Annotated in this window: 21 protein-coding genes; 10 read left to right on the top strand and 11 right to left on the bottom strand. The window is 66.6% G+C overall.

Annotated elements, in window-relative coordinates:
• Positions 1-264: 264 nt before the first annotated feature.
• On the top strand, positions 265-465 hold the full coding sequence (locus RT2_RS25415) for a hypothetical protein (RefSeq protein WP_139191110.1): 201 nt from the start codon (positions 265-267) through the stop codon (positions 463-465).
• Between the two features lie 70 nt (positions 466-535).
• Here RT2_RS25415 and RT2_RS25410 read toward each other — a convergent pair whose 3' ends face one another.
• The 6 genes from RT2_RS25410 to RT2_RS09515 all read right to left on the bottom strand — a co-directional run bounded on the left by RT2_RS25410 (position 536) and on the right by RT2_RS09515 (position 6,135).
• Complete coding sequence (locus tag RT2_RS25410; RefSeq protein WP_072844541.1) at positions 536-1,231, bottom strand: hypothetical protein; 696 nt, start codon at positions 1,229-1,231, stop codon at positions 536-538.
• Positions 1,232-1,234: 3 nt separating this feature from the next.
• The gene (locus tag RT2_RS09535; RefSeq protein ID WP_072844540.1) at positions 1,235-1,993 is read right to left on the bottom strand and encodes a hypothetical protein; all 759 of its coding nucleotides are present in this window, start codon (positions 1,991-1,993) and stop codon (positions 1,235-1,237) included.
• Between the two features lie 222 nt (positions 1,994-2,215).
• On the bottom strand, positions 2,216-3,145 hold the full coding sequence (locus RT2_RS25405) for a hypothetical protein (RefSeq protein ID WP_139191109.1): 930 nt from the start codon (positions 3,143-3,145) through the stop codon (positions 2,216-2,218).
• Positions 3,146-3,279: 134 nt separating this feature from the next.
• Entirely contained in the window at positions 3,280-4,608 is a 1,329-nt protein-coding gene (locus tag RT2_RS09525) for a hypothetical protein (RefSeq protein WP_072844539.1), read from the bottom strand.
• A gap of 241 nt (positions 4,609-4,849) precedes the next feature.
• Entirely contained in the window at positions 4,850-5,467 is a 618-nt protein-coding gene (locus RT2_RS09520) for a DUF4352 domain-containing protein (protein WP_072844538.1), read from the bottom strand.
• A 206-nt stretch (positions 5,468-5,673) separates the two neighbouring features.
• A complete protein-coding gene (locus RT2_RS09515; RefSeq protein ID WP_072844537.1) occupies positions 5,674-6,135 on the bottom strand; it encodes an Rv1352/Rv1906c domain-containing protein in 462 nt (153 codons plus the stop codon).
• 534 nt (positions 6,136-6,669) lie between these two features.
• Between RT2_RS09515 and RT2_RS09510 the strand changes: the two genes are divergently transcribed.
• Both RT2_RS09510 and RT2_RS09505 read left to right on the top strand, forming a co-directional pair.
• A complete protein-coding gene (locus RT2_RS09510) occupies positions 6,670-7,884 on the top strand; it encodes a histidine kinase (protein WP_371851148.1) in 1,215 nt (404 codons plus the stop codon).
• Positions 7,885-8,098: 214 nt separating this feature from the next.
• Positions 8,099-8,758, top strand: coding sequence for a response regulator (locus RT2_RS09505; RefSeq protein WP_072844535.1), 660 nt, complete (start codon positions 8,099-8,101; stop codon positions 8,756-8,758).
• A gap of 110 nt (positions 8,759-8,868) precedes the next feature.
• Here the strand turns inward: RT2_RS09505 and RT2_RS09500 are convergent, their stop codons facing one another.
• On the bottom strand, positions 8,869-9,426 hold the full coding sequence (locus RT2_RS09500) for a hypothetical protein (RefSeq protein WP_072844534.1): 558 nt from the start codon (positions 9,424-9,426) through the stop codon (positions 8,869-8,871).
• A 1,257-nt stretch (positions 9,427-10,683) separates the two neighbouring features.
• Here RT2_RS09500 and RT2_RS25400 point away from each other — a divergent pair.
• The 4 genes from RT2_RS25400 to RT2_RS09475 all read left to right on the top strand — a co-directional run bounded on the left by RT2_RS25400 (position 10,684) and on the right by RT2_RS09475 (position 12,879).
• Positions 10,684-11,658, top strand: a complete 975-nt coding sequence (locus RT2_RS25400) for a hypothetical protein (protein WP_139191108.1) — start codon at positions 10,684-10,686, stop codon at positions 11,656-11,658.
• On the top strand, positions 11,655-12,044 hold the full coding sequence (locus RT2_RS09485) for a GntR family transcriptional regulator (protein ID WP_072844531.1): 390 nt from the start codon (positions 11,655-11,657) through the stop codon (positions 12,042-12,044). Before RT2_RS25400 ends, RT2_RS09485 begins: the two co-directional genes overlap by 4 nt.
• A 22-nt stretch (positions 12,045-12,066) precedes the next feature.
• Positions 12,067-12,426, top strand: a complete 360-nt coding sequence (locus RT2_RS09480; protein WP_072844530.1) for a hypothetical protein — start codon at positions 12,067-12,069, stop codon at positions 12,424-12,426.
• A 243-nt stretch (positions 12,427-12,669) separates the two neighbouring features.
• Positions 12,670-12,879 (top strand): hypothetical protein, encoded by a 210-nt coding sequence (locus RT2_RS09475; RefSeq protein WP_139191107.1) that lies wholly within the window; start codon positions 12,670-12,672, stop codon positions 12,877-12,879.
• Between the two features lie 227 nt (positions 12,880-13,106).
• Here the strand turns inward: RT2_RS09475 and RT2_RS09470 are convergent, their stop codons facing one another.
• The gene (locus tag RT2_RS09470) at positions 13,107-13,322 is read right to left on the bottom strand and encodes a hypothetical protein (protein WP_072844528.1); all 216 of its coding nucleotides are present in this window, start codon (positions 13,320-13,322) and stop codon (positions 13,107-13,109) included.
• 202 nt (positions 13,323-13,524) lie between these two features.
• Positions 13,525-14,529 (bottom strand): NYN domain-containing protein, encoded by a 1,005-nt coding sequence (locus RT2_RS09465; RefSeq protein ID WP_072844527.1) that lies wholly within the window; start codon positions 14,527-14,529, stop codon positions 13,525-13,527.
• Between the two features lie 442 nt (positions 14,530-14,971).
• On the opposite strand from RT2_RS09465, the gene RT2_RS09460 reads away from it, so the two are divergent.
• The 3 genes from RT2_RS09460 to RT2_RS25390 all read left to right on the top strand — a co-directional run bounded on the left by RT2_RS09460 (position 14,972) and on the right by RT2_RS25390 (position 17,802).
• Positions 14,972-16,090 carry a hypothetical protein gene (locus RT2_RS09460; protein ID WP_072844526.1) on the top strand — a complete coding sequence of 373 codons (1,119 nt, stop codon included), beginning with the start codon at positions 14,972-14,974 and terminating at the stop codon, positions 16,088-16,090.
• 834 nt (positions 16,091-16,924) lie between these two features.
• Positions 16,925-17,371 carry a helix-turn-helix domain-containing protein gene (locus tag RT2_RS25395; RefSeq protein ID WP_139191106.1) on the top strand — a complete coding sequence of 149 codons (447 nt, stop codon included), beginning with the start codon at positions 16,925-16,927 and terminating at the stop codon, positions 17,369-17,371.
• The gene (locus tag RT2_RS25390) at positions 17,371-17,802 is read left to right on the top strand and encodes a type II toxin-antitoxin system Phd/YefM family antitoxin (RefSeq protein WP_139191105.1); all 432 of its coding nucleotides are present in this window, start codon (positions 17,371-17,373) and stop codon (positions 17,800-17,802) included. Before RT2_RS25395 ends, RT2_RS25390 begins: the two co-directional genes overlap by 1 nt.
• A 138-nt stretch (positions 17,803-17,940) precedes the next feature.
• Here RT2_RS25390 and RT2_RS09450 read toward each other — a convergent pair whose 3' ends face one another.
• Together RT2_RS09450 and mobC are read right to left on the bottom strand one after the other, a co-directional pair.
• The gene (locus RT2_RS09450) at positions 17,941-19,602 is read right to left on the bottom strand and encodes a relaxase/mobilization nuclease domain-containing protein (RefSeq protein WP_072844525.1); all 1,662 of its coding nucleotides are present in this window, start codon (positions 19,600-19,602) and stop codon (positions 17,941-17,943) included.
• A gap of 1 nt (position 19,603) precedes the next feature.
• Complete coding sequence (mobC, locus tag RT2_RS09445) at positions 19,604-19,978, bottom strand: plasmid mobilization relaxosome protein MobC (protein WP_072844524.1); 375 nt, start codon at positions 19,976-19,978, stop codon at positions 19,604-19,606.
• Positions 19,979-20,054 lie beyond the last annotated feature (76 nt).

Genomic DNA, 20,054 nt, shown 5'->3' with positions numbered 1-20,054 from the left:
CCGTCCCTTGAAGGAGCCCGCCGCGTACTCCTCCGCGGTCTCGTACTGGTCGAGTTGGGCAGCGACGACGCAGAGTCGGATCAGTTCGATCTCGGCTGATTCCGGGAGCGCGAGGTCGGCGGCGGCGGTGGCCGGCGGGCCCTCGGCGAGGATGGCGGTGACCGCCTCCGTCAGGTCGGACAGCAGTGTGTCGCACCCACCCGGTAACGCCCTGCGGTGGAGGGCGGCGTATCCCCGCTGCGCGCTCGCCGGGACCGGCGCGGCATGGGTGAACGCGAGACGCAGCCGGAAGTCGATACGGTCCCGATGAGCGACCAGTCCGGACGCTTCCCGTCGTGGCTGCCGGCCGCGGCGAGTTTGCCGCGGTGCACGCCGTCCTTGAGCGCGGTCACCGCGGCGGAGTTCGGGAGCTCGGTCGCGGCGAAGCGCATGAAAGGTGATGCCGGCGAAGTGATCTGCTGGTGAGCGACATCCGCGAAGCGTAGAAGAGCGGAGAGGTTCAGGCGGGTGGGCGTGCGGTGTCCCGCCGGACCGGTCAGGGCCGGTCGAGGACCACACCGAAGTCGACGAACAGCGACTCCTCGACGAGATCGCGGGCCCACCCCGGCCGGACGAGGTCGCCGGTGCGCTCCACCTCGATGGTGGGCGGGTCGGTCCGCTCGACCAGCAGTAGTGACCGCGCATCGAATCCGTTGCTGCACCGGTACCGCACGCCGCGTGCCGCGGGCGCTGCGACGAGGATCGCGGTGCACGTCGTGCGGGTGCTGCCGTACTCGCGCCACGTGCAGCCGGTCAGCGAGTTGTTCTGGTTGAGCGCGGTGAGTCCGGGCTGGGTGTCGAGGACGGCCACGATCACGTCCTGCTGCAGGATCATCCGGCTCATCGACAGCTCGGATAGATGGGCGGCAGAGAGGATTCCCGACTTCGGGATGTCGGTGGACCGGAGGATGCCCTCGGCGACCACCGCGCCGACGCTCAGCCCGACGTACAGGTATCCGCCGAGCCTGGACCCGCCTGGGCAGACGGTGTCGTCGTGGACCGGGTCGAAGCGGCCTTGCTGGGGGATCCGCTCGCGGCGGGGGTCGATGGTGAGGGCGTCGACGAGTGGCGCGATGTTCGTGGAGTTGAACGAGTTCGCGGGGTGGCGGCTGTCGGTGCGGTGGACGCGCCACAGTTGCGTGCCCGCGGCGATGACGTCGGTGTGCGCGGGGGCGCCGTTGTAGGTGCGCACGGGTCACATGCCCCGGCGGGCGGTGTCGAGGATGTTGTCGATCGCGATCTCGGTGAGGTCACCGGCCTCGAGGTCCTCGAGCGGGCTGCGGCCATCGAGGATGTCGGTGGGGGTGAGCCACCAGCTCGCCGCGCCGTAGGGGTCGTTCTCGACGTCGAGTCGCTGGTTGGCGTGCCGGACCAGCGGGTGGATGCGGTGCTGCTGAGTGTCGAGCTGGAAGGCCGGGTAGCGGTAGTCCGGGCGGGTGCCGATCGGCAGGCCGATCAGGTCGCCGGCCTTGCGACGCTTCTGCGCCACGCTCCGGGTGGGTGCGCTGGTGGGCGCGAGGATGGCGGCGACGGCCAGCGAGTCGATGAGCTGGAACGAGTCGAGGATCGAGTCGCGGCCCTCCGCGCGGGCGCGCTCTTGGGCGTGGTCGTCGCCCCCGGTCACGGTCCCGATCAGGTCCTGGGCCAGCTGGAGGCGCTGTTGCGCCGTCAGGGCGGTCACGCCGAGCTCGGTGAACGCCGCGACGAGGTCGCCGGGGCCTGCACCGGGCGAACGTCGCGGGACGTAGAAGACGTGGGGCTGGTCGATTGGGCGGTTGGCGGTGCCGTGACGATCCGTGGCCCTGATGAGGGCTGCCGAGAGGCAGGTGAGGTTCGAGCGGACGGTGAACTCGGCGCCCGCCGTGGCGATCTCGGCGGCGTACGCCTCGACCGCGGCATCGGCGTCGACCGGGTGGTGGGCACAGCCAGCGCCGGAAAGGACATCAGCGGCCATCTCAACCCTCCAATGGGTACGTTCCGTATCGGACGTACCCAGCGTACCTCGGTTGGTAGTTGTCGTCGACAGCCCGCGTGCAACCGGCCCCTGCAGCCCGCGTGGACCGAGTTCCCGGCGCAGTGGACGGCAGGGCTGCGATCAGCCGATTCGCAGGCGGGCGACCCCAGCAGGCCCGTCGAGCGGCGGCGCGTCGCCGGCCGGACAGGTCTCCCGTCTCGACTACGGGCCGTACATCCACTCGCCGCCTGCGCACATGATCGCTTTGCCGGCGGGTGTGGACGAGACGTTCTCGGTCGCCGGGTTGCACGCGTCCCCGACGTTGTTGACCCCAGAGATTGGAGCACTCATGACCCATTTTGTGCCGCCGCCGGGCCCCATGTAGACGCAGACGATGTCGCCGCCCGTGTTGACGTCGGTGCCGATGTCGCTGGGCGACGAGCAGGGCTGACCAACCGTCACCACACCCGCCGGAGCTGGGGCGGGCTCGGCTTCCTCGACGGTCTCGACCACGACCGGGGCCGGTTCCGGGGCCACCTCGACCGGCGGGGCTTCCTGGACAGCTGGGGACGGTGGCACCTCGGCCGCCGGCGGGGTTGCGCCGGCCGTGGACCAGGTCGCGTTCACCGACTCGTTCGGGGTGTACCGAACGCGGTCGATCATCGCGCCGTCGGCAACGGGGAACACCACCCAGCCGCGCACGCAGTCACCGACGCCGACGACGCTGAACGGGTACTCGGGCCTGGGGAACTGGGGATACGTCACGCTCGACGCCGGGTACCGGCCGTCAGTGGCGTCGAGGACCGACCATTCCGACCAACTGACTGCCGTGGGCGCCATGGCCGCGTCCACGCAGGATTGGACCTCGGCGCCGACCCAATGCCCTCCGCCGGGCGGGGCCGGCGCCTCGGGGGCGGCGGCCGGAGCGAAGTTGAGCACAGTGACCCTGACCACCGTCTCGCCGTCACCAGTGAAGGAACGCTCCGATCCGAGAGGAGCAGGTGCCGTCAACTGCGCCGTCGACGTCGCGGCCGCCGACGATGAGGACACATCCGAGCCCGGGTCGCCGCCGCCGCAGCCCGCAGTCGCCGCAATGATCACCGCGGACATCACCGTCACGTACCCCGCACGCCCACCCCATGCCCGGTTCATCGCAGAATCCTCCCATTCTCATGTGTGTACTCGTCGTGGATCAGCCTGGCGCAGCTGCGCATTCGAGCGAGGGGCTACGGGTCGTCCAGACCCGCACACTGGTCACCCCAATGACTGTGTTGTCCGGTCCGCGTCTACCAGTTGCCGCTGCTCAGTAGCTGGTCGGCGTGCTCGACGGTCGCGTCCAGCATGGCGTCGATGCGCTCGAAGGGGTGCTTCGGGGTCAGGCCAGTAATTACTGGGTCCGACATGACGTCGAGCTGGACCGAGTACGGGCCGTTCGCCCAACTGATGCGGGAGATACCGAGCTCGGTGTTGATGATCTTCGCGCCGCCGCGGGTGGCGTCGAAGGGGATCCGGGTGCCGGTGGCGAGCAGGAAGGTCTGTTGGGTGTTGGTGGCATCCTCGGCCTGGGCGCGTGCCGCCTCTGGGGTGGTGAAGAGGTCGATCTCGATGACCACCCCACTGTCAGCGTTGCCACACGCGTAGGTGGCTCGGGTGTCGCCGCGCGCGAACTCATCCGGTGCGCCGCCGGCGGCGGCGGTGCGCTCCTCGAAGCCGCCGGCCACCAGGGCTGCGGGCTCGAGCAACGCGCAGGGATTATGCGCCGGGACAGCCGGAGCGGGCGGCCCGTCCGGGGCGGCTGGGATGGCCGCCGGTGCGGGGGCCAGCTGGCCGGGGAAGCGCACGGTTCCGGGGCATCCGGTGCGCGTGTACTCGGACGGCTCCTTGCTGGTTTCGGTGGCCGGCGGCCCGGAGAGGGGCTGGCCGCCGTACACGATCCAGCAGGGCCGCCCACCGCCGTAGGCGCTCTCGTCGAACTTGGCGTCCCATTCGATGGTGGTCAGCGCGTAGTCGGCGTCGTTGGCGTATCCGTAGCAGTAGGCGGCCTCGGTCTGCTCGAGGTAGTGCTGCACGCACTGCTTCTGGAGAGCTTTGACCTTTTCGGCGTCGTCGGTACCGGCGACGAACCGCACGTTCGACTGGCCACCTTTGTGGTCTTTCGACGTGCCGTGCGCCCGGACCATCGATTCAGAGAAGGTCGGTGAGCCTGGGGCGCCGTTGTTGTCGGCGGCTGCATGTGGTGGCGGTAAGACTGGCGTCGCCTGCACGGAGGTGACGGATTCAGATTCGTAGGCCTCGAGCTCGTCGTAGTGGACCGTGACGTCGACCAGGCCGACCAGAACCAGGAAGGCGAAGGGTGCGGCGACTCCGATCACAAGATTCAGGAACGTGGCGCCAGGTCGGTTGCCTGCCTGGGACCCAGTGGCCGCTGCTGCCCCGTTGTGTCGCTTGAGGATCGGCACAGCGAGGGAGAAGTAGAGCAGTGGCCACGCGATAGCAACCATCAGCGCCGCGGGGAGGAACAACACTTCGGTGAGCAGGAAGCTGACCGCGAGAAGCAGGAAGAGGGCACCGATCGCGGTGCCGACGATTCGCAGCGTGATCCACAGACCGGTCATCGGCGGTGTCGGTCGCGGTGGGGTTCCCGGTTGCCACTGTGGCGGTGTCGATGGCGGCTGCCACTGCGGCGGCTGGGTCATTTCGTCCTCACTTCACCTGCGGGATTGACCAAACCCGGGTCGAGGGGTTGGTGTTAGTTCCACGGAACGGTCGGGCGGCGCCTGCTTGTCGGAGGCTGCAATCGTTGGTGAGGCCCCTGGTGCCGATGTTGGGCAGGGCACCAGGGGCCGTCGATCGGGATCAGAGCGTGTTGACCCAGGCGATCCGGTCGGAGGACAGGGAGAACGTGTCCTTGAACAGCACAATGTATGTGCCGGGAGCTGCGCCCTGGCGGGCGTCGAAGCAGATGCTGCCCGTGGCCTGGCCGCCCGGTGCGAGCTGCCCGGATTGGAGCATTTCGTGATTCGGGGCGTAGGTGGCGTTGCGGATCGCGCCGTTGGCGTCCTGCAGGCTCCAGTCCATGTAGCCGTTGAAGTCGTTCTGCTTGTCGCCGACGTTCTTGATGGTGACGTCGCTGCACACGTAGTCGCCGATGGAGCTGCTGCCCTGTTCGAGCGGGGTCACGGTGTAGGCGAGGTTGTCTCGTGTGATGGTGTCACCGGCGGGCGCGGAGGTGTCCTTGGCCAGTTTGCCGGGGAAGTCTGGTCCGCTGTTGGCCGCGGGCGCGCCACCGCTGGATCCTGAGCTGACGGTGGCCTTTTCGTCGCCGCCGACAGCGGAGACCATGGCCACGGTGCAGCCGCCGAAGAGCAGCACCGGGATGCCGATGACGATCCACGGCCAGATCTTGCGCTTCTTCTTCGCCGGCGGCTGCTGCGGGTACGGCTGCCCGGGGTAGGGCTGATTCGGGTCGGTCATGTCGTTTCCTCCTTGGGATAGCTTTTTGCTGGTCTGGTGTTCGGCTGGCGCCCGCTTGCGGTCGCGTCGCGTAACGTGCTGCGTTTCAAGTTGAGTCCGCCGCCGGTGGTTGGTTGTCAAGCAGCGGTGCGATGACGAAGCCAGCTTTCCCGTCGTGTCGGGGGACGGGACGGCTTCGTTACCGTCGCTGATACCGGAAGGAACGGTCAGAGACCAGCGGATCCGGACATCAGGAGCGGGGCCGCGAGGGGCAGCACGGCGCTACCGACCACCGCGCTACCAACGACGGCGGATCCGATTGCGGCACTGGTGAGGTCGGGGCCCGGGGCGACGGGAATATCTCCGATGCGGGTCCAGGTTCCGCAGTACTCAGATTCGAAGGCGTAGTCCGAGGGCAGGACGGTGACGATGACCTTCTCGGAGTGGGTGTAGTCGGAGGCGATGATGTCGTCGATTTCGCCGGTGGTGCCGGACAGGCGTTTCCAGTAGCAGCCCATGTAGTCGTCGACCTGGCCGGATGCGGTGTACTGCCCGGGTGCGAGCTCGGCGCCGACAAGGTAGGTGCCCTCGCCGGGGGCGACGGTCTGTGCCGCGCTGGCGGTGCCTGCGCCCGCGAAGACGAGGCCGGCGGCGAAAGCGCCTGCGATCGTGGCGGCATGCTTGTTCATGGATCTTCTCCTGCTGGGTTTGGTTGCGTCCGCTTGGGCGCTGGACTGTAGCTGTCGTGAAACTGCAGGCCAAGGATGCGGTTGTCGACTGTTTGAATGACTGAGCGCGGTCAGTTCGCCGCGAGGGGTGAGCGGTGGACGATCGAGGTGCGCTTCGGGGACCGCGCGATGACGGACATCGCGCAGGCAACGTGGCCGAATGTGGCAGCGTGAAGCGGCGTCTCCATCGTGTTCCCCCAGTTCAGTGCACCCACGGCGTCCGAGCGGTGCGTGTTCCCCCGTCGGGAAAGCTAGCGTCCCGTTCGCCACTTCACGGGCAGTCTGTGAGAAGTGTGAGGTTCTGCACTGCATTGGCGGTCAGCAAGTGGGCTCTTTTCTGGCGGCTGTGGTGGTGTTGATAGCTCACTCGATGCGGGCGGTGCGGCGCCTCGTCCAATCGGGCGGAGTGGGTCCTACTTTCGGTCGGACCTCGGCACGGATCTCGACCTTTCGGGTCCTGCCGGGCCTATGCGGTGATTGCGTAGCCTCCATGCGGTGACTGCGAACATCGAGATCATCCGTCGCCGCGCCTGGACGACGGGCGCAGTGACACTGAGCGTCTTCTGCACATTGATGGCCCTTGGGCTGTCCACCGACTCGGACAACGTCCACGGCTGGAACATCGCCGTCGGGTTCCTACTGAACCTAGGCGCCGCCGTCGCGCTGGTGTGGCGCCATGAGCGCCCCTGGCTGGTCCTCGCCCTGACATTGGCTGGGCCGCTGTTCTTTTCGACTGACGCCACGGCCGCGCTGATCGTGCTCTACGCGATCGCGAAGGCCGAGCGGGGCGAGCGACTGGCCGCCGCGGCGATCGCGGTGTTCCTGGCGTGCGCCGCGTCGCTGACCTACGACGCCCATCGCACCCGCGACAACTCGGTTCTGACGATGGGCGCCACCAGGCCGGAGGCGGGTGCGCCGAAACCGGAATGGGATATCGCACCGTGGATTCCGTGGTTCGTCGCCGCCTTGCTGGTTGCGCTCGTGGTTGGCGGGGCGATGCTCAAACACACCCGGTCCGAGTTGGCCGAAGCCGAGCACAGCCGCGACGTCGCGACCGAGCAGACCTCCGTGATGCGCGATGAGGTGATCCGGACCGAGGAGCGCACCCGCATCGCCCGGGACATGCACGACACACTCGCTGCGAGCCTGAGTCGCATCTCGCTGTTCGCTGGCGCTCTCCAGGTCAACGGCGCCGACAACCCGGAGAAGGTCGCCAACACCGCCTCGATGATCCGCTCCACCGCGCACGACGCACTTGACGACCTCAAGCACATTGTCGGAGTGCTCCGTGGATCCGCGGCCGCCGGCGCCCGGCCGAGCGGTCATCAGGGTATCGACAGCGTCGCCGATCTCGTCCAGTCCGCACGCGCCGCTGGCCTGCACGCCACACTGTTCACGGACCTGCGGCCCGGCGACGTCGGGACGGTGTCCGGCCACGTCACCTACCGGGTCGTACAGGAATCGCTCACCAACGCTCAGAAGTACGCGAGTGACCAGACCGTCCGAATCACGATCAGCGGTGCCTCCGACGTCGGTATCCGCATCGACATCCGCAACAACCTCAGCTCGCAACCGCCGACCGTTCCGCCCGGATCCGGAGCGGGCCTGCGCGGGCTCGCCGAACAGGCCTGCGACGTCGGCGGCACCCTCAACGCCGGTGTCCTCGGCACCGAGTTCGTGGTCGACTGCTGGCTCCCCTGGTACGCCTGAAACCCTGGAGCTGCGTGGACGGGGCGGATTCTGCGTTGATATTCGGGTTAAGTTCATTCAAATGAACGACATTGAGCTCCTGGGGCGGACCCGCACGGTTGGGTAGGGTTCGTGATCTTTGGAGAGATCGCTTGCCCCGTGAAGTCGGGGTGACCGCCATATCGTCCGGTCCCCTGATCGGGCTGTCCCCGCCGGGGAATACCCTGACGGCACCATGACTGCTGCCGATGTCATCACCGTGCTCATCGTCGACGACGACCCCTTCGTGCGCCGCGGCGTGGCCGACATCTTCGCCGCCGCCGAGGACATCACCGTCGTTGCAGGCGTCGATGACGGTGACCAGGTCCCTGCCGCCGTCGCAGCCCACCGGCCCCGAGTGGTGCTGATGGACTTGAAGATGCGACGCATCGGCGGCCTCGAAGCGACCCTGCACCTCATGACCCTCCCCGACCCGCCGCGTGTGATCGCGATGACCGCGATGGACGTCGATGACCTCGTCATCCAGGCAGTGACCGCCGGAGCCCACAGCTTCCTCTCGAAGGACGAAGCCCCCGAAACCTTCCACCAGTCGGTGCGCGCGGTGGCCGCCGGAAACACCCTGTTCAGCCAGGACTCGCTGCGGCGCATCGTCGCCGGCGCACTACCGCCGTCAGTTCCGGCTGCCGCGACGCCAGCTCTGGGGGCGCTCAGCGAACGTGAACGCGACGTACTGCAGGCCCTGGCGACCGGCGCATCGAATGCCGACATCGCCGCGGCCCTGTTCCTCAGTGAGACGACCGTCAAGACCCACATCTCCTCGGTCTTCACCAAGCTCGGCACCCGCAATCGTGTCGAAGCAGCACTTGCTGCGTTCCGGGCAGGCCTCGTTGCCTGAGGTACGGCTCCCTGGCCGTTGGTCTGGCGGTGGCGGACAGAGTCCTGCGCCGCGCGAGACATAGTGATGGCCCCGTCGGCGACTGTGACGGGGCTATCGTGCAGGGGGCCTTAGGCGCCGACGGTGAACTCGGAGTCGAACCAGTCGGACGGGGCCGTCAGGCGCGGTCCGGTCCCCCCGCTGGGCCGGAACACGGTCAGCGACTCGAGATGGACCGCGCTGATCTCGCCCACCGGCGGGCCGTACTTGATCGGCTCGGCAAGCTGTACCTGGGAACCGACCGCGCGGCGCGCCGCAGCACGGCGCTCAGTCCAGCGCGCGGCGTTGGCCCGCCACGTGAGCGCGTACTGGTTCGCGGTCGGTGTCAGCGCGGCGAGCAGCTTCTTCGGCACCGCCCGCCAGTGCGACGGCCCGGAGTCCTCGTGCAGCCACTTGATGTAGATGTTGCCGCCGGAGGTGGCGAACAGCAGGAGGTGCGCGGTGACGGATCCGGCGCCGGCGTCGACGTCGACGGCGGCGTACAGCGCATGCGACCACTCGCCGTACGGGATCGGCTGCACCGAGTGCGCCACGACCGTGTGGTCCGGGTGCAGGTTGCGTTGTAGGTAGTTGAGCGCCTCCTGCTGGGGCGTCGTGTTGGCCGGGCGTGCGTAGCCGATAGATCCCATGTGTACTCCTCACGTCGATGGCGGTTGCTGTGTTGACCTGTCCCATCGTGTGGAGCGCCGGTTGGTCGTGCGGCACAGCGGGTTTGGGTGGATCGCGGCCGTGCAGGTCCTGCCGGCGTATCGCCGGGTGGCGGCGTCGTGGCCCGCGGACAGCGGGCCCGGCCTGGCCCGAAGGCCTCAGGCCCCGTATTCGCGGGTGTTCGACGTCAACGCCATCGACCTGGAGTGGCCGGCACTGAACCTCCCGCTGCGCTACGCCGGGGGTCTAACCTGGTCAGACGGTCGGGGAGGCCCGGAGGTGGATGTTTGATGTGGACACCGGAGACGATTGAGCAGATGCACTCCACATGGATGTGGCAGCTTCCCATCCCGGAGGCCTGGAAGATCACGCTGTGGTCCATCATCCCGTGTGACCTCGGCGGACACTGCCCCTGAGAGGAGGTGAGTTGATATGGGTGCAACAGCTTGGGCTTTTTGGGGGCCATGGGCACCGCTCATGTACGTGCTCTCCCTACTCGGAGTGCCGGTCAACTGAAACAGAATCGGTGCCCCGGCTGCAACGACGTCATCACCGGCAGCGACTGGGACTGCCGTTCCCGATGGAATGGCGGATCATGCTGTGGTCGATCATCGGCTGCGACCTCGGTGGACACTGCCCCTAACCGCGAAAGGCGTTGAGACATGTTCCAACTGTGGTGGTGGACAATGGACTTGCCCCCGAACTGGTCCGCGCGCTGATGGCAGTGACCCCGTGTGAATGGTGGGGATGGGGCCACTGCCCCTGATCGAAGGACAGGCGAATCGAATGGACTTCACAGACCTCTGGTGGACGCTGTGGTTCCTGCCTGAACCGGCTCGAATCTGGCTCATGCGCAACCTCCCGTGTGAGCTAGGCGGCTACTGCTACCACTGAGAAGGTGAACGAAATGGACAACGGATTTTTTGGGCCCGTTGGCGTAGTCATTTTGAATGCCATCGCATGGTGGCTTTACCTGACGCCCTGGTGACGCCCCGGCATCGGCGACACCTTCTGGTTCCTGCCGATTCCGTAACACCGACGTAGGCGGACCGGCCCGGCGTCCTGCACCCTTTCGCAAGGCGTTCCGGCCGTCCCGGCGCCGGCGGTCCCGAGGCCGATCGCAGCAGTGGCCAGCGCGCTGCTGCGATCGGCAGTATCGACACTTGAGTTTGTGCCATCAGGCGGGTACAAACCGTACTAGCCTGTTGATACAAATATGCTTCGAGAGGGAGGCTTGCATGCCAACGAACTTTCCCACCCCAACGACAATCGCGATGAGCCCCGGCACGGAAATCGTCTTCGGGGTGCTGCTCGTCGTCGCCGTCGCACTGATTCGACGCAGGGCGGGCTCGGGCAACGCGCAGCCCCTGCCACACCCGCCGACCGCCGCAGACCGCCTTGTCGGACGGGCCGCGGCCCTGGGAGCGCTTCTCGCGCTTGTCGGGTGGATCTCCGGTTCCGTGTCAGAGATGTACCTCGTTGTACCACCGGCTGTCACATGGTGGCACTATGCGGCTCCGATTGCGGGAGCTGCTGTCGGTGCCGCCGTCCTGCTGGCCATTGCCACGCGCACACCCACGCGCGTTGAAGCGCCTGTCGCTCCGACGACCCGACGCACGTGGGCAACTTTCGCGAATCGCCAAGAGCTCGGCGCTGTCACCGCCACTGTCGCGGCGTTGATCGTCGTATCGGTCCTGGCGGGGTTCGCCTCGAGCCGGGTAGACGGCGCCTGGTACAGCCGACTCGACATCGATGGTGGAGGTTCCACCAGCTTCTATGGTTGGACGTACGGGCTTCCCGTGCTTGTTGCGGCCGCCGTCCTCGTCGGATTAGGTTGGACCGCACTGTCCGTCGACGCCCGCCGCCCGTTCCGGCATCCCAGCGCTGTCGCGCTGGAAACAGCCAAGCGACGAGCCTCCGCGGCCGCGCTAGTCCGACTTTCGTTCGGAGCATTGCTGCTCAGCCTCGGCGGGGCCCTGTCCTTCATCGGCGGATCCGGCATGGGGAGCACCGGATTCGGAATCCCAGGAGTCGGCATGTTCGTATGGAGCGCGGGGTACTCGTCGTTCGCCCCGACGATCTTTTGGCTGGGGTGGGGAATGCAGGTTGTGGCTGTTGCGGTCCTTGTCCGCATCACCGTCGACGGCCTGCGCCGTCGGCATGCGAGCACCACGCCAGCGGCAGGATTGCAGGAAGATGCAGTGGTCGCATGATGCCCGGCAAGGACGTTCAGATTCCGGACAACCCGACTGATTCGGCGTCGATCTACGATCACTTCCGTGGATTGATAGCGTCCGGGCGTCTCGGGGCGGGAGAGCGACTCCCCTCGGTACGACAGACGGCCCTCGACCTCGGAATCGCCCCCGGCACCGCCGCCCGCGCCTACAAGCAACTCGAACGTGACGGCCTGGTCACCAGCCGCACCGGCGCGGGCACACGCGTTGCGACGGCGGCATCTCCACTGCCCCGATCTGTCGTCGTCAGAATCCGCGAGCTCGCCGATCTGGCAATCCGCGAACACCTTCCGCCCGAGGACGTGCTCACCGCGCTCCGAGCCGAATTGGACGCAGCCTCGATTCCCCAGCTGAACGATGAATGAGCGGTTTCAGCGACAGGGTCGCATGAAGTTCAACCTCGGAGTCACTGCAATCCTGGCGATCTCAAGCGTCGTGACTATCGCCCCGTTGGTGGCCGAAGCGGACGGACAGATGGCGCGGGCACTGCTTGTGGCCTGTATCGCTGCTGCGGCGGCAGTCGTGGTCTGGCGAGTACTCCAACGAGGGCAGGAGCCGGCGATTTTCGCGGCGGCAACCTACCTCGCACTCGGAGGAGTCGTCGCGATCACCCAGGCCCTCGCGGGTGACTACATCCGGGCCGTCATCATCGCAATCACACTGCCGATCCTTCCTGGACTGGCTGTAGGCGATCGCCGAACACGTCAATGGATCAACCGGGTTGCCGGCCTCAAAGACAATCGGTGACTCAACCTGAACTAGGGAGGTCGCTGAAGGCGGTCGGGGACCGCCCTACCTTTCGAGAGGGGCGGGTGCAACTGCCGCTAGACCACCCCGGAGAGTTCGACAGGAGTGTCCCATTTGCCTGGTAGAGATACATACATGAAGCACGATCCGAGACCGGCCCATCACGGGCAGGAGTGGGCACCAGCGCGAACCTTCATCGCTGAGACTTGGAGGGCCACGCCGCGCCAGTCTCGGATCGGTTTCTTGTTCATGATCGTCTTCATCCCCGCTTCTTCGATGGCGGTGGGCAACCCGTGGAGCACCGCCGCCACGATGCTTGTCGCCGGGCTGGCGGGCGGCGGAGCCGCGACCGTTGTCATAGCCCGCGCAAGAATCGCCTCGACACGGAGCCGGCCCTTGCCCGCCGACACCGGTGAGAACGACACCGAACCCGACGCGCAGGACGGGAGGTAGCCGTGAAAGGGACAGGCCGTCGGAATCGCTCGTCGGTGTTCGCGGCAGCGCTCTCCGGGTCCGTGATCTCCGCGACGAACGTCAGCGTGCCTGGAGTTGCACTGGCTGGGTGGTTCATTGCAGGCCTCATCGCACTGATGTGGCTATACGTCACGGTTCGTGACCAGTTGATCCACCGCCCTCCCCCGGTGGCACCGGACTGACGGCCAGCTACCCCGCGGTGTAGCTCAGCGAGGGATAAGTTCCGTCAGTAGCCAGACTCCCACTGCTGTGAGAACGAAGTTCACGATCAGGAACGCAATCGGTACACCGGCACTGCGTCGTTTCCGCGACAACATTTCCAGGATTCCGGTGGTCACACCGCCGACCGACAGCGCGAACATCGTGACAGCTCCGTCGATACCTTTGACGTATTCGAACAACGCACTGGCGAGCAGTGCCATGCCAGAGAACATGGATACGCCGCACAAGGCCAAGACGATGCCTTGAAATCTTTCGTACTGTCGCCGATTCAAACTGGACGTGAACAATGAATGCGTCTCGATTCTGAACGGATTTTGCCTGGCTGGCTGAGTTGGCACCGCGCTGGACCCGCGTCCAGAGCTCGCGCTCAGTGGTTGCACCACAAGGGTGTCGGCGGCGGCGTCAGCTCTCGTCGTACTTCTCCCAGAAGCGCGCCCGCAGCCGGAACCGGGTGTCCTCGTCGAGGTCGTATCTCTGCATCACGTCGGACGCGTCGTGTAGCAGTGCCCGGTCGATGTCCCGAGGGACCGAGGGTCGCGCCCGCTGCAGTCCCAGCCTGTCATCGTGGGTGGCACTTTCGTGGAACGAGTTGAGAACGCGCTGAACGACCTCGTCGATGAGCTGGCCCTGTTCGGTGTCATCGATGTACCCGGGGAGCCCGTGCGCGGGAGATCCGGTCGAGACGCTGTAGGCGAGCACGCTCGTCGGCTGCGGGGCCGGTACGACCGTCGCGCGGTCGAGGGGTTTGCGGACGGCGGGTGGTGCGGCGGCGGCCGCGGGCCGGGCAGGTGCAGGCTTCGGCGTGCTCGGCATGGGCACGGGCTTCGGTGCGCTCGGCGCGAGCGCAGGTGCGGGTTGGCGATCGACCTTCATCACCGCGGCATCGATTGCGGCGCTGTCGATGCTGTCGAGCTCGTCGGCGGCCCGGACCAGGTGCCGGCTCATGCCGTGAGGCTTGCCCTCCATCGTGGGAACCGCCAACAGCACCACCTGAATGCCGTGCACCTGGGCCTCTTCGACAGCCTCGGTGAGGTCGTCATCGCCGGACACGAGGAAGAACACGTCGGACGCATTGTTGCGAGCATGGGTCACCAGGTCGAGGCCGATGCGCAGATCGACGCCCTTCTGTTCGCCGCCAGCGCCGAACCGCCCGAGCCGAAGCTTCACCTTGGACAGCTCGCCGATGCGCTCCTGTTGGCAATCCGGGACACCGTTGTGGGCCGAGTCGTACCAGTGGACCCGCAACACAGGCAGGCCCGACCGGGCCTCCGCAGTGTCGACCAGCGAACGGATCAGCTTGGCGTAGTCGACATGGATCCCGCTGCGCAGGGAGGTGCCTGTAGCCCGGGTCGCGGCCGAAGCGAGCAGGTATCCGGTGTCGATATATAGAGAGCAGGTCGATCGCATGCGCCCACTATGGCGCATTCGGGTGACACGACGCCCAGCGGTCGTTGAGCAACCACTCTCCGATCAGGAGACGAGGAGCCGGACCGATACGAGGCTGCTCCAGCGGCGCACGAAACCAATTGAGCCACATCATATGACCATCCCGCCCAGGAGACCGACAATGCCCACCCTGAACTCCGAGAGTTCGCGGTCAACCGCCCCCACATCCTCGCGCGGCCCTCCGCGGACGCTCCGCAGATGCCCGAGAAGGTACTGCGCGCCGACGCAGCCAACGCCCACGAAACGACCGGCCCATCCGGGCCGCCGTCGCCCAGTACCGGCCGATCCGCATCGACCTCGCCGGCCGACTGGCCAGAAAGTCGAATTCGCCGCTCCCCGTAGCATCAGCTCATTCCGGGGAGGAATCCAAGACACGCTCCGCGTGCGAAAGAACAGGTAGGAAATGAAGAATCACTGGGGGAACCGTGCACTCGCCGTGCTCGTTGCGGGAAGCCTGATCGGCACCGTTGCCGCCTGCGCATCCGGAGACGACGCAGAGCAAGGCAAGTTGGCCGGCGATGTGGCACTCGATGGCCTTCCGAAGGCACCGCCCGTCAAGCTGCCCGCGGCCTGGGACGGTATGGCCGGCGGTCTGTTCCAGTTCACGTCCGTCCACCCGACGTACACCGAGAACGGCATCCTGACGGTCAGCCCCGTCGATGAACCGGTCATCTGGTCCTGGGACGGCAGGGCGACAACTCTCAAGCCGAAGACTGATGCCGACAAGATCGAGATCGACGACTCACTCGTCGTCGCTCGTGACGGGAAGTGGTACCCCGTCACTGTATGGCGCGGGACGAAGAACGCCGCCGGACTCGGCGAAGCAGTCACCACCAGTTACGTGACCACCTGGAACGAACAGGGTGAGAGCATCTTCCAAGGAGAGGTCGATCTCGGCGTGCAGTTGGAGAATCGGGGCTGGCGCGGGATCGACGGAATGCTCGTCCACGAGGTTTCGCTGAACGAGAAGTTCAGAAGTAGCGCACACACGGTGGTGCTCGATCCAATGACCGGCAAGGTCAGTCGCGGCGCAATGCCTGAGGACTACCCGACAGTCCGAGCGGAGGACGGACTGTCGAGGACGAACCCCGCGCTGACAATCGTGCATCCAACGCCTGACGCTCCAGGGCGAATCACGAACACCAAGACCGGCAAGGTCACCGAGATGCCAGTCGAGAACCCATGCGGGGATCCGATTGCGTCGAGCGTCGTGTCGTCATTCGACGGCCGCTACCTCGCGATCGGAAAGCGCGTCATCGACACCAAGACCGACGCGGCGACGTGCCTGGACCCGGCCGGCACCCCGAGCCTCACCGCGATCACCTCCGACGGCGTCGGCTACGGCCGCGGAAAGCGGAACGGAAGCGACGTCACCATCTCGTACGACTTCGCGAAGAAGACGATCGCCATCCTGCCCGAGGCCATGGTCGCTCCCAGCTTCGTCGGCCCGGACGACGTCGCCGTGGTCGCGCCACCGCTCGGCAAACAGGACCTGACCGGCGTCTACCGCACCGCCACCTAAATCACCGTCGCCTCCGCCGACCTCGACTGACTCGAGCGGGTGGTTGGTTCAAAGCCAGACACGACAGCGCGCCCCGAGCAAGGAGTTCGGGGCGCGCTGTCGTGTCTGTGTATCACCCGGCGAAGACCCGCGTAGCTGACACGACCCCCAGTGGTCGCCGGGCACCCCAACTCCGATCAGGAGACCCGTGCTAGTCGCTACGACGGCCGGAACTAGCAGCAAATCGAGCAAGAAGCCGGACCAGCTCGCGGCCAATCGCGCACATCTGTGCAGGTCACAGCGTAGATACGCGCACAGTGACCTTGTTAAACAAGGTGCGGCGGGTGCTAATCCCCGTTGCATCTCGACACCGGATTCGCGGCCCAAAAACCCCCTTCCCCACTCCGCCCCCTCGTCACTCCTGTTTTCTGCGCGATCACAGATGAGAATTTCCTTTCCCGCAGCGTCTAGGGCAAAAGGCCACCTCAGCGCGCATTTGGCGTGACATGTTTGATCCCAGTGCGGCGCGAGCGCAAATCGTCATCGAGCAGATGGCCAAGCTTCCGGATCCTGCGGACTCCGGCGACCCGGACAACCACGACGACGTGCCGTACACAGTGGTGCACAAGGGCGTTCGGCTCCACATCAACCCTGATAGGGCTCGGCGGCGCGGAGGTGACGGGACCACCAGGCGAGCTGGGCGAGCACCGGCGTGGTCAGCCTCGGCAACGCCGACGTTCGTTTACCAGCGCGAAGCCGCGGACATGCTCGGCGTCTCCTCGCGCTGCGTCGAGACAAACCCTCATATCCCGCACATCCTGTGCACACTGGCAGGGAGCTTGAAAGGCGGTTCAGATGACACGACGGCCCGAGGCAGAAGCACCGCAGTGGGGGCCGGTGGTCTCCGACGAGGAAGTCGCAGCTCTGGAACGGGAGAACCTCCGTCTGCAGGTCGAACAGAGGCAAGAGCAGTTGGCCAGTTCGTTCACTCGCCCGGAGGCGGCTGCACTGCTCGGAGTTTCACCGAAAACCGTGTCCGACATGATCGCAAAGCACCAACTGGTCGGGCTCAAGGACGCGCGCGCGTGGAAGCTGCCAGCGTGGCAGTTCACTCCGGATCTCGAGGAACCAGTTCTTCCCGAAGTCGGACACCTGGCGCAAGAGTTTCCCGGCGGCGTCGTGAGCTTGTCACGGTGGATGAGCCGGCCGAACGACAACTTCGCCGGGCGCACCCCCGCGCAGGAGATGATCCGCGACAGAGACCGTGTCTTCGAAGTCGTCCGCTCGCTGGTGGCCACCTGATGGCAGAGCTCTCGATGCGCCGGATCGTCCGCTGCCCAACACCGAAAGAGACCACCATGCCCGACACGAACGATCACGACCCCCGCGACGAAAACGCCGACGAATCCTTCAACCTCATCCCGCTGGATCAGGCTCCCGGCTTGATCCTGCGGATGATCGCCCGTTTCACGGAGGGCCTGCCCGAACCGATGGTCATCGGCTCGAACGGGCGACCGGTTGCCGCCCTGATCCCGATCGAGGATCTCCTTCGGCTGCGTGACTACGACCAGCGCGCTCTCGATTCAGAAGAGTCGTTCTACTCCGAACTCGATCATCGGCTGCACCACGCGGACACCGAGCAGCTGGTGACAGACTTCGACGCCTTTGCCAGGTCTCTCGGGCCGCTTGGGGAGCAGTGGGCCGGCAGACGTCCCCAGAAGGAACAGGACTGACCAGGTGGCCCGCTCCCACCCGAGGGAGGACGCGACGACGTATGCACCGGGCCACAATTTCGGGAGCATTCCCGTTTGCCGTCGGGCCATGATCCGACCGAGCACCTTTGGAGTGCTCTTCCCAGGTGCTCGTCAGCCTCACAGGCTCGGCCCGTTGTTGTTACGGACCTTCCGTGGTGGATCGGGAGGTAGCAGGCGAGCGAGCTGGTCCAGGGCGCTCGGGCGCCTTGAGGCGGCCGTGGCCGAGGCAGGTCGTTTCGAGGAGGAGACGTCGGCGGGCGTGGTCGGGGTCAGATCCTCCAACACACGCTGGAACGCCCTGGTGGCCTTCGCTGTGCGCTGAGCCTGCGGCGTCCGATCCCAATGTGTCTGGAGCTGCTTCTTCGCTTCGGCCGCAGCCGCAGCCTGCGCCTCCACGACGGTGTCGGCCTGCCCGGACGAGAAGATCTTCTCCGGATCGGTCTTCGCCGTGATCGACCACACCCCGTCCTCGGCCACCCACAGCCGGAGTGTTATCGCGTCCCGCGAGAATCCTCCGCCAGCCACCATGGTCCACTTCGCGGCATCGGCGGCCTTCGCCGCCCGTTCCGCCTGAAACTTCGCCACGTCGGTGACCTGCGGCACGGTCCAATCCTCGGCCGTGGCTCGCTTCGCCGTCGTAGTAGTGGCCGCGACCTGCTCGGTGCGCGACGCGGCCTCTGTCACGGCAGCAGGCTGCCCTGCGGCCACCACGGCGATCCTGGCTGACTCGTCCTGATCGGTCAACGCCGTCTCTACCTGCCTCCACTTCTTCTGTGAGGACTGCTCAGCGCGGATCTGGCCGGCCACCTCACCGACGCCCGCGCGGGCCTGATCCCAGCGGGCGGCCGCGAACTGCTCGCGGCCGACCTCGCTGCGCCGGGCCTCCCACGTCGCCCTGCGCTCCGCCGGTCGGCGCGGCACCTCGGACTCAGTAGCGAGCCGCTCCGGAATCGCCCCGTCGAGTACCTTTTCCAGCTGCGACCAGGACAAACCTCGGACAAGCTTCGACGCCGGCAACCAGATCGGCTTCCCCGCAGCGTCGACGTAGTCGGGCAAATTGAAGCTGAACCCGTTCATCCGGCCTGTGCTCGCGACGTTGCGCCGCACCTGCACCTTTGTGATCGGGTTTGACGCGAGGACCGCCTCGAACGCATCCACGCCACGGCCTGCGGCAATGTCACGGGCCGCGGTCACGATCTCCCGCAGCCCATCCCGCTGGGGCACCTTCCCCGTGCGCACCGCTCGGATTTGCTCCCCGCTGCTGGTCTGCCGCCGGCGCGCCCGCTCCGGGCTATCCACCTGCACCAGGCCGTGCTCACGCTCGACCTCGCGCATCACCTCGACGACCTTCCACCGGTCGTGACTGTTCTTCCAGGTCGTGCCCTGGAAATCGACCCTCGAGACGGCAATGTGGATGTGGTCGTCGTCATGCCGGACCGCCACCCACGGATGTTCGACGAAGCCCATCCGCTCGGCGACCGTCTGTGCAATGTCGCCGAACTCGGTATCAGTCAGTCGGCGATCCCCAGGGGCGCACCGCAACGAGCAATGCCACACCGGCTTGCGTACCTTCGCGTTCGTGGCGGCGGCCCGCTCGAAATCCCGCCCCCACCGAGTCGGATTCTTCGCCGTGACCTTCACCGAACCCGCAATCACCACACCGCCCGCGATCAGTCGGCCCGCCCCGTTGCGGTAGCTGTGCGGGGTCGCCTTCCCCGGCCCGTGCAGATACCGGACCAGCCCCATCGGATCCGACCCGGTGCTGATCTTCGCGATCACATCAACCCTGGTCGTCGAGCGCGTCGAGCCGATCCGCCATCCGCGCCAACGCCTGCCCGCACCTGTTCAGCCAGCCCTTCTCCAGGTGCTCAGCCATCACCGGCGGCACCTGCCCGGAGTTGATCGCCTTCGCGACCTGGTTCAGGTTGTTCCCCCATTTAGTCATCTCCTGCCGCAGCGCGGCGACCTCCGCGGCATCCTCTGGCGACAACCCACCACCGCCCGCCTTGGGGCGGACCTTTCCGAGGTAGCCAGCCACCGCGCGCTCGCGCACCCACGCGCCGAGCTGACGGTGCCCGTCGACCAACGCGGCCGCGATCCATGCGGCTTCCTCCGCGTCGGTCAGCCGCACCGCGACCGTGCGGGTGCGTTTCACGACGGCCGCGCCAACGGTCGGCGAAGCGGTGGTTCGGGTCTTGGTCCGCGGTTCCCGAGATGCAGTTTCAGTAGCC

The sequence above is a fragment of the Rhodococcus tukisamuensis NBRC 100609 genome, from assembly GCF_001894985.1.
GTDB classification, from domain to species: Bacteria; Actinomycetota; Actinomycetes; order Mycobacteriales; family Mycobacteriaceae; genus Rhodococcus_G; species Rhodococcus_G tukisamuensis.
The sequence above is the reverse complement of the archived record's forward strand: the minus strand, read 5'-3'. Positions and strand labels throughout refer to the sequence as shown.

Coding starts and splice junctions, on each gene's coding strand:
- RT2_RS25415 (WP_139191110.1), top strand. CDS start 265: ATGGGTGAACGCGAGACGCAGCCGGAAGTCGATACGGTCCCGATGAGC.
- RT2_RS09535 (WP_072844540.1), bottom strand. CDS start 1,993: ATGGCCGCTGATGTCCTTTCCGGCGCTGGCTGTGCCCACCACCCGGTC.
- RT2_RS25405 (WP_139191109.1), bottom strand. CDS start 3,145: ATGAACCGGGCATGGGGTGGGCGTGCGGGGTACGTGACGGTGATGTCC.
- RT2_RS09525 (WP_072844539.1), bottom strand. CDS start 4,608: ATGACCGGTCTGTGGATCACGCTGCGAATCGTCGGCACCGCGATCGGT.
- RT2_RS09520 (WP_072844538.1), bottom strand. CDS start 5,467: ATGACCGACCCGAATCAGCCCTACCCCGGGCAGCCGTACCCGCAGCAG.
- RT2_RS09515 (WP_072844537.1), bottom strand. CDS start 6,135: ATGAACAAGCATGCCGCCACGATCGCAGGCGCTTTCGCCGCCGGCCTC.
- RT2_RS09505 (WP_072844535.1), top strand. CDS start 8,099: ATGACTGCTGCCGATGTCATCACCGTGCTCATCGTCGACGACGACCCC.
- RT2_RS09500 (WP_072844534.1), bottom strand. CDS start 9,426: ATGGGATCTATCGGCTACGCACGCCCGGCCAACACGACGCCCCAGCAG.
- RT2_RS25400 (WP_139191108.1), top strand. CDS start 10,684: ATGCCAACGAACTTTCCCACCCCAACGACAATCGCGATGAGCCCCGGC.
- RT2_RS09485 (WP_072844531.1), top strand. CDS start 11,655: ATGATGCCCGGCAAGGACGTTCAGATTCCGGACAACCCGACTGATTCG.
- RT2_RS09480 (WP_072844530.1), top strand. CDS start 12,067: ATGAAGTTCAACCTCGGAGTCACTGCAATCCTGGCGATCTCAAGCGTC.
- RT2_RS09470 (WP_072844528.1), bottom strand. CDS start 13,322: ATGGCACTGCTCGCCAGTGCGTTGTTCGAATACGTCAAAGGTATCGAC.
- RT2_RS09465 (WP_072844527.1), bottom strand. CDS start 14,529: ATGCGATCGACCTGCTCTCTATATATCGACACCGGATACCTGCTCGCT.
- RT2_RS09460 (WP_072844526.1), top strand. CDS start 14,972: ATGAAGAATCACTGGGGGAACCGTGCACTCGCCGTGCTCGTTGCGGGA.
- RT2_RS25395 (WP_139191106.1), top strand. CDS start 16,925: ATGACACGACGGCCCGAGGCAGAAGCACCGCAGTGGGGGCCGGTGGTC.
- RT2_RS25390 (WP_139191105.1), top strand. CDS start 17,371: ATGGCAGAGCTCTCGATGCGCCGGATCGTCCGCTGCCCAACACCGAAA.